Source organism: Ruegeria sp. EL01, assembly GCF_900313035.1.
Classification (GTDB): Bacteria; Pseudomonadota; Alphaproteobacteria; order Rhodobacterales; family Rhodobacteraceae; genus Ruegeria.
On record NZ_OMPS01000045.1, the window covers coordinates 78,836 to 91,515 of the forward strand.

The window sequence follows — 12,680 nt, forward strand, 5'->3', positions numbered from 1 at the left end:
ATGCAGGCCCTAACCTCCTGGTTCATTCGCAACCCCGTCGCTGCCAATCTTATGATGGCGCTGATTTTGTTCCTTGGTGTTCAGACCCTTATGAATATCCGCATCGAAGGGTTTCCTCGGATTCCGCCTGAAAGCGTTACGATATCGATCGAATATCCGGATTCTACTGCTGAACAGGTGGATGAGCTGGTGACGCAGAAGGTCGAGCAAGCTCTTGAAGGGCTGGAAGGAGTCCGCAGTATTACATCACAGTCTGAAAATGGCCTGAGCACAATTTCCGTGCGCCGGGCCGGTGGCGCAAAACTTCAGGCCGTGCTGGATCGCGTTCGCATTCGCATTGATGGGCTGACGGATCTACCGGAAAAGTCCAAGCGCCCAGTGATTGAAGCCAACAGCTTTGACTTCCCCGCCCTCTATGTGAATCTGCACGGCGATGCAGATCCGGCCACGTTGCAGACTTTGGCGCAACGGCTCAAGGAAGACTTGCTGGCACAGCCCGAATTGTCGCGCCTTAATATTTGGGGGCTGATCCCGCGTGAGCTGCGGATCGAAATCGACCCGGAACAGTTGCGGCACTATGGTTTGACTGTCGCGGACGTCACCCGTGCCATTCGCGAAAATTCGTTGACGTTTCAGGCTGGTCGCTTGCGCACCGAAGGTGGCACGATTTTTCTGCGGGCGGACAGCCGGGCCAAATACGCCCCGGAATATGCCGCTTTGCCGGTTATCGAGCGCGATGATGGATCGAATGTGCCGCTTGGCGATCTGGCCACAATCGAAGACGGGTTTCTGGATGGAGAATTCCTGTTTCGCATGGACGGCGACCCAACTGTCGGTATGGAAGTTCTGATTGGCCAAAAAGAGAACCTGCTGGAGATAAGCCGCGTGGTGCGCAGCACAGTTGACGATTTCAGCCGTCAGCTGCCACCGCAGATCGAGGCCGAAATCTGGGGGGATAGCGCCGGTTACATAGCAGACCGGCTTGCGCTTTTGCGGTCAAATGGTGTGCAGGGTCTGATACTGGTCACCTTGTTGCTGTCAGTGTTCCTGAATGTCCGGCTGGCTTTTTGGGTCGCGATGGGCATCCCGATTTCCGTTATGGGGGCAATCGCTGTCTCGGGCTCGAAATGGATCGATTATTCGCTCAACGATGTAACCACCTTTGGCCTTATCATTGCCTTGGGGATTCTGGTGGATGACGCAGTTGTCGTTGGCGAAAGCGTCTTTGAAGAACGACGCAAAGAGAAAGACCCGATCAAAGGCACTGAACGTGGCGTGCACCGCGTGGCCGTCGCCACCGTGTTTGGTGTGTTGACCACAATTGCCGCTTTCTTCCCGATGATGCTGATCGACAATCCGCTGGGAAAAGTGCTGGCAGGGTTTTCAGGAATTGTCATCCTGACGTTGATCTTCTCATTGATTGAAAGCAAATTCATCCTGCCGGCCCATCTGGCGCATATCCCGTTGAATCAGGAGAGACGGTATTTGCTGACGCGGATCTGGGGCCGCCTTCAGGACGGGGCGCAAGGCGGTTTGATCTGGTTTAGGGATCGCATCTATTACCCGATCCTTGTGGCGTCGGTTCGTCAACGTTATGCGGTTCTGATCCTGTTCGTCGCGGCAGCGCTGCTTGGCGTTGGGCTGATGGTCAAAGGTAAGGTCAAAACGGTTTTCTTTCCCGATGTTCCCGGACAGGTCATTACCGTGAATCTTGAAATGGATGCGCGCGCGCCCTTTGCGCTCACCCGATCCAACATAGACCGGATTGAAGAAACGGTCGAGCAATTGAACATCGAGTTGGCGGACCGTGCTGGTATGCAAGACCCGCCTATCCAAACCATTTTCACGATCATCAGCAGCGCCGGAAGCGCCCAGATATTCGCGGAAATGCTGCCAGTGACCCAGCGCCCTAATGTGCAAATTCTTGATGTCGTGCGTGAATGGCGGTCACGCGTTGGCGAAGTTGAAGGCGCGACAGAGCTAGAGTTCACTGGATCAGAGTCCCTCGCCGGTGGGTTCCAGATCAGGCTGGTGTCGAAGGATGAAGATCTGTTGCGACGGGCCAGCGCCGATATGAAGACCTTCCTGTCCGAAATTGAGGGTGTGACGAACCTAAGGGACGGGCTTGTAGGTGGGCAGCCCGAGCTGAAATTGCGGCTGCGCCCAGATGCGCGCAACCTGGGATTCAATGCCGAAACCTTGGCCAGTCAGATAGGTTATGGCTTTGGCGGGTCCGAGGTCACCAAAGTTCGGCGCGAAGGGTCCGAAGTGCGCGTTGTTGTCCAGAACGCGCGTGAAAATCGGGACACGCTTGCGGACCTGATGCAGACCCGGCTGCGCAGTACCACCGGTGCATGGGTGCCTTTGGAAACAGTGGCGGACATCGAAGGCAGCTATGTTTCAGGGACGGTCAACCGTCGGGATGGTCGCCGTATGAACCTTGTTTCCGCATCGGTCGACCGAACAATTGTTGCTCCGGAAGAGGTCGGGCAGGCCGTGTTCCAGCAACTGATACCAGAGTTGAACGCGAACTATCCAAGCGTGAAAGTTCTGGCCGCGGGTGAGCTTGAGGAGATGGCGGAAATCAGCGGTGGGCTGAAACGCGCTTTGCTGCTGGCAGCGGTGTTGATCTATGTGCTGATGGCCGTGCCGTTAAAAAGCTATTGGCAGCCGTTCGTGATCCTCGCGATCGTGCCATTCGGCTTTGTTGCTGCAGCAGTCGGGCACCTGATTATGGGCGTGTCTTTGTCGATCTTTTCCTTCTTTGGAATGCTGGCGCTGACCGGGGTGGTGGTAAATGACAGCCTGGTGATGATCACACGCTACAATCAAGCGCGCGCAGAAGGAGAAACCGTAGATCGGTCGCTGCACAGCGCTGCCGTCGGGCGCTTTCGGGCGATATTTCTGACGACCGCGACAACCGTCATCGGATTGCTTCCCTTGATGACAGAAACGTCAGAACAAGCGCAGTATCTGATCCCGGCTGCGGTTTCTCTGGCATTTGGTGAATTGTTCGGAACGGCCCTGATGCTTGTTCTTGTGCCCGTACTTATAGCAATCACTGAAGATGTCATTTCCTTGCTGCGTCCTGGGTCAGCCCGGAACCAAGTTCAAAAGGCCGACACATGATTATGCGGTAATCCAGCTTGGTGAATCCGGATGCAGTGTGCATACTTGGGCCACATCTGAACACCGTATGAATACCCGCAGATTGCTGCCGTGAAGCTTGTTGGGATCTCCGACCTTCGGGGCCGGGTTAGCCAAGTTTTCATCTGCTGCAACTGGCCAAAGCCACATAGCCAAACTGACAGCAACAAGACCGTAGGTTCTGAGCTGCGAGGAGTGCCTCGTCTACGCGAATGTTTTGGCAAACACGTAAGGGGAGTAGCAAACGAGTTGACAATGGATAACGTATTTTGGATACAAAACGCAGAGTCCGAACTGAATCATTGCCCGCATACACCGCAAGGACCGTATGAACCGGTCGTGGATCAGGGCTTGGACCTATAAAACGGGAGGAACCAATGAAGTTTACAATGTTGGCTGCCACGGCAGTTGCAGCACTCACCGGGTTTGCCGCACAGGCAAATACGCTGGTGTATTGTTCAGAAGGGTCGCCGGAAGGCTTTGACCCCGCGCTGTTCACCGCAGGTACGACGTTCGATGCGTCTTCGCACCCGATCTACAATCGCCTTCTGGAGTTTGAAACCGGAACGACAAACGTGATCCCCGGACTGGCGGAAAGCGTTGAAGCCAGCGATGATGGTCTGGAATACACATTCAAGCTGCGTCAGGGTGTCAAATTCCATTCGAATGACGAGTTCACCCCGTCTCGTGATTTCAACGCGGATGATGTGATCTTTTCGTTTATGCGTCAGAAAGACGAAGCCCACGCCTATAATCAGGTGTCAGGTGGAACCTGGGAATACTTCCAAAGCATGGGCATGCCTGATCTGGTGGAGTCTATCGAGAAAGTCGACGACTACACGGTGAAATTCACACTGTCCAAACCTGAAGCTCCGTTCGTTGCCAACATGGCGATGGACTTTGCCTCGATCCTGTCGGCTGAATACGCCGATGCGATGATGGAAGCAGGTACACCTGAAAAGCTGAACACAGCGCCGATCGGAACGGGTCCGTTCTCATTCCTGGCCTACCAGAAGGACGCCGTTATCCGGTACGCCAACAATGGTGACTACTGGAGCGCCCCGGCCCAAGTGGACAACCTGATCTTTGCGATCACGCCGGATGCATCGGTGCGCTATCAAAAGCTGAAAGCGGGCGAATGCCACATCATGCCGTATCCGAACCCAGCCGATATTCAGGCGATGCAGGATGATGCCGACATCAACATGATGGAGCAGGAAGGCCTGAACGTTGGCTACCTTGCGTATAACACCACCATGGCGCCGTTCGACAATCCGAAGGTGCGTAAAGCGCTGAACATGGCGATCGACAAAAACGCGATCATCGATGTGGTTTTCCAGGGCTCGGGTCAAGTTGCCAAGAACCCAATTCCGCCGACCATGTGGGGCTATAACGAAGCAATCGTTGATGACGCCTATGATCCCGAAGCAGCCAAAGCGATGCTCGAAGCCGAAGGCGTCAAAGACCTGAAGATGAAGGTCTGGGCGATGCCGGTACAGCGTCCGTACAACCCGAACGCGCGTCGTATGGCGGAACTGATCCAGGCTGACTATGCCAAGGTCGGCGTCGATGTCGAGATCGTGTCGTACGAATGGGGCGAATACCTGTCGCGTTCGAAAGAACTGAACCGTGATGGCGCAGTTCTTTTGGGCTGGACTGGTGACAATGGCGATCCGGACAACTTCCTGGCGGTTCTGCTGGGGTGTGACGGACGCGAAGCGTCGAACCGCGCACAATGGTGCCATCAGCCGTTCGAGGATCTGATCCTCAAGGCTAAGCAATCCACGGACCAGGCTGAACGCGCCAAGCTTTACGAAGACGCTCAGGTTGTCTTCAAAGACCAGGCGCCTTGGGCAACGATCGCACACTCGGTCGTGTACATGCCGATGAGCAACAAGGTCAAAGGCTACAAGGTTCATCCCTTGGGCGGTCACATCTTCTACGGTGTAAGCGTCGAATAACCCACCACTCACTGGCCGGAGCCGCCTCAACTGGCGGCTCCGGTTTCTTTTGGAGAATAGTCTGAATGCCAGATTTGTCCGAGTACCGCCAACTGGCAAAGGACATGTCAGTCGATGCCGTGGCCCTTGTGCCCGGCCCGAATTTCACCCGTGCTATCGGCCACGCTTTCATGAGCCACGAGCGCCCCTTTGTGCTCGTGATCCCCGCTTCGGGCAAACCAGCCGCAATTGTTCCTAATCTTGAACTAGGGTCCTGGGACCTGGTCGGCTTTGACGGCGCAGTCTTCGATTGGCGTGATCAATCTGGCTATGATGGCGCCTTTGCAAAGCTTGCCGCACACTTGCCGTTGGCAACACTGGCCGTCGAAGGTCAAGTCATGCGCGTGTTTGTGTCCAACGCGCTGACAAAGGCCCTGCCGGATCTGCAGATCGTCGATGCGGAACGTGAGATTTCCGGTCTAAGGATCATCAAAACCGAAGATGACATTGCAGCCTTGCAGGCCGCCATTGATATCTCAGAGCGCGCTTTGGAGCGGGTCGTTGCTGATGTGCGCATCGGTCAGACGGAAAAAGAAATTGAGCAGGCGCTAATACAGGCGCTGTTCGCCGAAGGCGCCTCGTCACTCGCCTTTTCGCCGATTGTCGCGGCTGGTGATAACTCGGCACAACCGCATGGCAAAGCCCGGTCAGACTACAAGATACAGGCTGGCGATGCGCTGCTGTTTGACTTTGGCGCGCGCAAGCATGGATTTGCGGCGGATATCACGCGCACGTTTTTTGTTGGCGAAGCCTCGGATGAGGGCAGGGCGGTGTATGACATCGTATTGCGGGCCAATCAGGTCGGGTTTGAGATCTGCCGCCCTGGCGTTACCGCCCATGACATCGATGACGCTGTGATCAGCGTACTCGAAGCGTCGCCCTACGCCGATCGCATCCGCACCAAAACAGGCCACGGGCTGGGCCGCGATGTGCACGAGGCCCCGTATATCATGCGTGGGAACGATCAGGTTATCCGCGCCGGCATGGTCTGGACGAACGAGCCGGGTCTTTATGATCTGGGAAACTTCGGCATTCGCATCGAAGATGATGTATTGGTAACCGAGGATGGTTGCCGGTCTCTGACCAGCTTTCCCAAAGATCTCAGAATCATAGGTCGCTGATGTTTGGCTATTTCATATCCCGATTGGGCATGTTCATTCCGACGTTCCTCGGGGTGACCCTGATTTCTTTCATGTTCATCCGCGTGCTGCCCGGTGACCCGATTATCGTGATGGCCGGTGAACGCGGGATGACCGAAGAACGCTATCAGGAAATGGTCAAAAAGCTGGGCTTCGACAAACCCGTTCTGCAACAATACTGGGACTATCTAACCGGTGTCATGCAGGGTGATCTGGGCGAAAGCTTTGTCACCAAGAAACCGGTTTGGGACGAATTCTTCGCGCTGTTCCCGGCAACACTGGAGCTGTCGATCTGCGCGATGATTTTCGCGGTGGCTTTGGGGTTGCCTGCAGGTGTGATCGCGGCAGTGAATCGCGGCAAGTTCTTTGACCGGGCGCTGATGTCATCGGCGCTGATTGGATATTCCATGCCAATCTTCTGGTGGGCACTGCTGCTGATCATCGTGTTTTCCGGCAATCTGGGCTGGACGCCGGTCTCAGGTCGGATTGATCTGTTGTACTACTTCCCAAGTGTCACGGGCTTCATGCTGATCGACAGTTTGTTGTCAGGTCAGGCAGGCGCGTTTCAATCTGCCGTTCGGCACTTGATATTGCCCACGATTGTTCTTGGCACCATTCCTCTGGCCGTCATTGCGCGTCAGACCCGGTCCGCCATGCTTGAAGTTTTGGGAGAGGATTATATCCGAACAGCCCGTGCGAAAGGCCTGTCGCCAACGCGGATCAACGGGCTGCACGCGCTGCGCAATGCACTGATCCCGGTCATTACGGTTATTGGCCTGTCAGTTGGCACATTGCTGGCCGGGGCAATCCTGACCGAAACCATCTTTAGTTGGCCGGGGATCGGCAAGTGGATGGTGGATAGTATTTTCCGCCGGGACTACCCGGTGGTGCAGGGCGGTCTGCTGATGATTGCAGTGATCGTCATGCTGGTGAACCTGTTGGTCGATGTTCTTTACGGCATCATCAACCCGAAAATCCGGAGGCGGTGATGGCTGAACTATCTGCGAACGCACCCAAGACCGAAAACCGCCCCAGCGCGCTGCGCGAGTTCTGGTTTTACTTCAGCGAAAATCGTGGTGCTGTGATTGGCCTGTGGGTCTTTGCCGCCTTTGTCTTCTGCGCAGCCTTTGCGCCGCTGTTGGCCCCATATGACCCAACCGAGCAGTTTCGGACTCACATTCTGCAGCCGCCGGTGTGGCAAGAAGGTGGCAGCTGGGCGTTCCCACTGGGCACAGATCCGTTGGGTCGGGACATGCTGTCTCGTCTGATCATGGGCTCGCGTTATTCCTTCTTTGTCGGGATTGTCGTGGTGGTTGTGGCCGTGTCGGGTGGTGTGATCGTCGGCTTGTTGTCCGGCTTCGCACCCAAATGGGTCGATACGCTGATCATGCGCGTCATGGACATCATTCTCGCCTTCCCGTCCCTGTTGCTGGCTTTGGTGCTGGTTGCCATCCTTGGCCCGTCGCTGACCAATGCGATGATCGCCATCGCCATCGTGTTTCAACCGCATTACGTGCGTCTGACCCGCGCGTCGGTTCTAGCTGAACGGCAGAAGGACTATGTCACCTCGGCGCGGGTTGCAGGTGCCGGAAGATCGCGGTTGATGTTCATCACAGTGCTACCGAATTGTCTGGCGCCGATCATCGTGCAGGCGGCCCTGTCCTTTTCCACAGCCATTCTGGATGCGGCCGCACTTGGCTTTCTGGGTATGGGCGCGCAACCGCCCACACCGGAATGGGGCACGATGCTGGCCGAAGCGCGCGAGTTTATTCTGCGCGCCTGGTGGGTGGTGACCTTCCCCGGTCTGGCCATCCTGGTCACGGTGCTTGCCATCAATCTGATGGGCGACGGGCTGCGCGATGCGCTGGACCCGAAACTGAAGCGGAGCTGATTGCATGAGCCTTTTGGAGATCCGAAACCTTTCGGTTGAATTTGCCACTGCTTCCGGGGAATTCCGTGCAGTGGATGGGGTCGACCTGTCTGTCAACAAAGGCGAATTGCTGGCCATCGTTGGCGAAAGTGGCTCGGGCAAATCCGTGTCTATGCTGGCTATGATGGGTCTATTGCCCTGGACCGCCACCATCACCGCAGATGAGATGAGTTTTGAGGGGCGCGACCTGTCGCAAATCTCAGCAAAAGAGCGGCGCAAGATCATCGGCAAAGAAATGGCGATGATCTTTCAGGAACCGATGTCATCGCTCAATCCCTGTTTCACGGTTGGGTTCCAAATCAAGGAAGCCCTGCGCATTCACTTGGGTCTGAACCGAAAAGACCGGAATCAACGCGCAATTGAGCTGTTCGATCAGGTTGGTATTCCTGCGCCGGAAAGCCGTCTGAATACATTTCCGCATCAGATGTCAGGCGGCATGAACCAGCGCGTAATGATCGCCATGGCCATTGCCTGTAAACCCAAGCTGCTGATCGCGGATGAACCTACAACAGCGCTGGATGTGACCATTCAGGCGCAGATTCTGGATCTGCTGGTTCGGCTGCGCGATGAACAGGGTATGGGCCTGGTTCTGATTACTCACGACATGGGTGTGGTTGCTGAAACGGCAGAGCGCGTGCAGGTCCAATATGCAGGTCAAAAAGTCGAGGAGCAGACCGTCAGAGACCTGTTCCGCACGCCGCGCCATCCGTATACATCCGCTTTGCTCAGCGCATTGCCGGAACGGGCCACGTCAAAGCTGTTGCCGACCATTCCGGGCGTTGTACCAGGTCAGTTTGACCGGCCCAAGGGCTGCCTGTTCGGGCCACGATGCAGGTTCGCCGACGAAACCTGTGTAGAAACGCCGCCTGTTCCGCATGGCGAAGACTTTGGTAAGGCGCGCTGCCACCACGTCGAAAAGATAGCAGCCGGAGAATTGGCATGAGTGCACCTATCGTACAAGCGACTGCCTTGGCCCGGTTCTATACGGTCAAAAGCGGGCTGCTGTCGAAACCGGCCACAGTAAAGGCGTTGTCAGGCGTCGATTTCGATCTTCAGCCGGGCAAAACACTGGCGATTGTTGGTGAATCCGGCTGTGGTAAATCCACGCTTGCGCGGTTGGTGACAATGATCGAAGAGCCGACTTCGGGCAGTCTGACCATAGATGGGGTCGACATCACCCCATCAAAATGGAGCGATATGCGTGAAACTGTGCAGATCGTGTTTCAGGACCCCTATGGTTCACTGAACCCGCGCCAACGGATCGGGCAGATTCTGCAGGAACCTTTGATCATCAACCGCCCTGAGATGACAGCAGATGATCGCGAGGCGCGCGCGTGAGATGTTGGAATTGGTTGGCCTGCGCCCAGAACATTATGACCGCTATCCACATATGTTCTCGGGTGGTCAGCGGCAGCGGATCGCCATCGCGCGTGCGTTGATGCTGAACCCAAAAGTTTTGGTTTTGGACGAACCTGTCTCGGCTCTGGATGTTTCGATCCAGTCGCAGATTTTGAACCTGTTGGTGGAATTGCAGGAGCGGCTGAATCTGGCTTACCTGTTCATTTCCCATGACCTGTCCGTGGTGAAGCATTTTGCCGATGATGTGATTGTCATGTATCTGGGCCGCGCGGTGGAAAAAGCTGCGAAAGAAGATTTGTTTGCGGCCCCTCGACATCCATATTCCAAGGCACTGTTGTCCACCACTCCACGGGCAGACCCGGACGCCAAGAAAGATCGGATCAAGCTGGAGGGTGAATTGCCGTCGCCGATGAATGTTCCAAAGGGCTGTGCTTTTGCCCAAAGGTGCTGGCTGGCCACGGACGAGTGCCGTGCTGCACCGCCCGAGCTAAGCGGCACGACGCATCAGGTCGCGTGCCTGTATCCCTTATCATAGGGAAACGGATTGTCGGCCGCCACGTTTGGCGACAACCATTTCCAGCAGTTGATCCTTGGTACGTTGGATGTGCCGTGTCAGCAAATCACAAGCATCGTCGACTCGCCCGGCCTGTGCCAGCAACAATAGCTGACGATGATCTGCTTTCGCTGGCTCTCGTTGCTCCATCACGCTGAGGTGCATCCGGACATAGCGATCGGACTGAAGGTTGACCCGCTGTAGAATTTCGTTGGTCAACCGCCGGTCGGCGGCAGCATAAAGCGCCGAGTGGTATTCATAGTTCAGAGCACCCCAGCGCCCGACATCATCCGCGTCATACGAGTGTTCCATTTCGCCCAGAAGATGCGCGCATCGGTCGAAATCTCGTGTTGTCATATTGGGGATCGCGGATTTGAACAGATCCACTTCCAACAGAACGCGCAGATCAAAAATTTCTCCGATTTCGGACAAGGATCGTTTGGTTACCGATGCGCCGCGATTGTTGGTCAGTTGCACAAGACCTTCCGCGTCCAGCCGTTTCAATGCTTCGCGAATGGGCATGCGGGATACGTCGTAGTCGACGGCCAGCGCTTCCTGACGGATCGTTTCCCCTTCAATCAACTCACCGGCCAGAATCCGTTCACGAAGATCATCGGCAATGACGTCGGGCAGGCTTTGTCTGGGAATTGCGCGTTTACTTGACATTTTGACGTTCTGAGACCTGCTTTTACTTGTATCCAGAATACAAATTTTAACTTCGTTTTCCAAGACCTTTGCCAACTCTTGAACCAGCGGATCGCCGGTCAATCCTGTCGCAATCTACGGCTCGGGTGTCCTGTCAGGTCGTCGCGGACATGTCTTTTTTGTTCTCGCCGACGGGAAGAGACACCCAAATCCAGAAATTCGTGTAGTGCTGCAGTGGTCGTGCAGGCAACGACACACAGATTGAATTGAGCAAAAAAGGTTTTGAACAAATGCCGCAGAGTCAAAACAACAGACAATTGATTTTTAGGCGCAGAAAGCTGCGCGCCAGTTTTGATATGACGTCAAGAAAGACGATGTTGCTATTCCTGGCGATGCTTTTGGCAATTGGTATCGCCTCGGCGCAGCGCGCTTCCGCTGGCGATATCATACCGCAGACCGGAACGTGGCAGGGGCATTCTCAGGTCCGCGAAGTTTCCGGCTGTACCGCTGAAATACGCGCGGAAATAGAAGCAGAGCCGCAGGAGGAGATGTTATACTCCCAGCCTGTTGCGTTCAGCGCGCCTTTTGATCTTCGACAGTTCAACACCGCTTGGGAAACCGACGTGAACTGGGCCAGACGTGGGTTGAATTTTTGGTCCGGCACCATGGTCGAAACAGAACGCTCTCCGTTCGGGAGCGTGACCAGCACGACCGAAATTGAAACCTTCGTGCTTAATGACGTCAAAATCCTGCAGAAGGCAATTGTGACAGTGTCATTTTCACGCGCACTTGCCAAGCAGTTGGGTACGTCATCGCCCTGCGTTATTGATGCAGACATTACGCATCAACGGGTCGGGCCTTAGATGATCGGATGACTGTGCGGACCCGTATCGGAACGCATCGCACAGTCATCCAATGTGGCTTTGTGAATGGACGTCATTGATCATGCGCGCTAGCTTTCCTGTCCAAGAGGATTTGCATGCGGCGTCTTATTGTTCTGTTGCTCGTCACTATGTCTCTCGCAGGGGCAGGTCACGCGGAAAAGCGTGACTATATTGAACTTGCCCAACGCGGTTGGGGGTACGAGCTTCGGTCCACGATGGTGGGCCGCGATATGGCCATGCCGGTTCATATCAATGGCCGGGATCTTGCCGGGGCCTCACTGTGTCTGGTGGGTGAACCGCCGCATCCACAGACATTGGCCATTCTGAACGCGTTTCGCGCGTTGCTGAAGCACAGCTTTGGCTATCCCGCACCTATGCGATACGCAGGTCAGGCCGCGCGAAACTGTGGAACAGGCAGAACTGTGGTTCTGCGTTTGTATTCCGGATATCCTCCGAACCGCGAGGTGTCGTTGGATTTGGACTGGCTCAGCGAAATTCACCAGCTCGGTTTGCCCCGCGGACGCAGCTATATAGTGACGTCGCCGGCCATGGCACAAACCTTTTTTGGTCGTCGGGGGCAGGGGACACATATTGTGGTCAAACAACCCGCTCATGGTCGTCCCAACCTGTTGGAGACAGCGTTTCACAAGTCGATCCTTATCGAAGAATTGTTCCAATCTTACACGTTCGGGATGGACATACTCCTTTACGACAAAGCGGCCGGGTACCTGTCAAAACTGCAGGAGACGCCAGTGAACCTGCACAGATTCCAATGGAGTTCGCATGACTTTATGCGGGCCTTGTTGAATTCGAACCCCGAAGGTCTGTGCGCGTTTGACGTGTTCATGTTGCACGCTGTTGCGCAGGCGCCCGTGGATCAGACCATCGAACCGGGCTTCATCGACTACATCGACCGCCAGTACGATCATTTGTGGGCGCAGACCGATTCAACGCTGGCGGATCCGCAGTTTTCCGTTCTTCTCGACGAGGGCTGTGCAAAGTCCATTCAGGTTCAAAGGTAAT

9 protein-coding genes and 1 pseudogene are annotated in these 12,680 nt (G+C 55.4%); 9 read left to right on the top strand and 1 reads right to left on the bottom strand.

Annotation, left to right across the window (positions count from 1 at the left end; genetic code table 11):
• The 7 genes and pseudogenes from D9K61_RS19815 (at position 1) to D9K61_RS19845 (ending at position 10,110) form a co-directional block, all read left to right on the top strand.
• Entirely contained in the window at positions 1-3,129 is a 3,129-nt protein-coding gene (locus D9K61_RS19815) for an efflux RND transporter permease subunit (RefSeq protein ID WP_120634933.1), read from the top strand.
• Between the two features lie 395 nt (positions 3,130-3,524).
• Positions 3,525-5,108: an ABC transporter substrate-binding protein gene (locus tag D9K61_RS19820; RefSeq protein ID WP_120634934.1), complete on the top strand. Its 1,584-nt coding sequence runs from the start codon at positions 3,525-3,527 to the stop codon at positions 5,106-5,108.
• Between the two features lie 65 nt (positions 5,109-5,173).
• Positions 5,174-6,268: a Xaa-Pro peptidase family protein gene (locus D9K61_RS19825; RefSeq protein ID WP_120634935.1), complete on the top strand. Its 1,095-nt coding sequence runs from the start codon at positions 5,174-5,176 to the stop codon at positions 6,266-6,268.
• Positions 6,268-7,275 (top strand): ABC transporter permease subunit, encoded by a 1,008-nt coding sequence (locus D9K61_RS19830; RefSeq protein WP_120634936.1) that lies wholly within the window; start codon positions 6,268-6,270, stop codon positions 7,273-7,275. Before D9K61_RS19825 ends, D9K61_RS19830 begins: the two co-directional genes overlap by 1 nt.
• Positions 7,275-8,177 (top strand): ABC transporter permease subunit, encoded by a 903-nt coding sequence (locus tag D9K61_RS19835; protein ID WP_162946975.1) that lies wholly within the window; start codon positions 7,275-7,277, stop codon positions 8,175-8,177. The genes D9K61_RS19830 and D9K61_RS19835 overlap by 1 nt, the downstream gene beginning before the upstream one ends.
• Before the next feature lie 4 nt (positions 8,178-8,181).
• The gene (locus D9K61_RS19840) at positions 8,182-9,159 is read left to right on the top strand and encodes an ABC transporter ATP-binding protein (RefSeq protein ID WP_120634938.1); all 978 of its coding nucleotides are present in this window, start codon (positions 8,182-8,184) and stop codon (positions 9,157-9,159) included.
• Positions 9,156-10,110 (top strand): annotated as a pseudogene (locus D9K61_RS19845) (ABC transporter ATP-binding protein). The gene D9K61_RS19840 and the pseudogene D9K61_RS19845 overlap by 4 nt, the downstream one beginning before the upstream one ends.
• On the opposite strand, the gene D9K61_RS19850 reads toward D9K61_RS19845, so the two are convergent.
• Positions 10,105-10,794: a GntR family transcriptional regulator gene (locus tag D9K61_RS19850; RefSeq protein ID WP_120635047.1), complete on the bottom strand. Its 690-nt coding sequence runs from the start codon at positions 10,792-10,794 to the stop codon at positions 10,105-10,107. The pseudogene D9K61_RS19845 and the gene D9K61_RS19850 overlap by 6 nt on opposite strands.
• 245 nt (positions 10,795-11,039) lie before the next feature.
• Between D9K61_RS19850 and D9K61_RS19855 the strand changes: the two genes are divergently transcribed.
• On the top strand, positions 11,040-11,636 hold the full coding sequence (locus tag D9K61_RS19855) for a hypothetical protein (RefSeq protein WP_162946976.1): 597 nt from the start codon (positions 11,040-11,042) through the stop codon (positions 11,634-11,636).
• A 116-nt stretch (positions 11,637-11,752) separates the two neighbouring features.
• On the top strand, positions 11,753-12,679 hold the full coding sequence (locus tag D9K61_RS19860; protein WP_120634940.1) for a hypothetical protein: 927 nt from the start codon (positions 11,753-11,755) through the stop codon (positions 12,677-12,679).
• Position 12,680 lies beyond the last annotated feature (1 nt).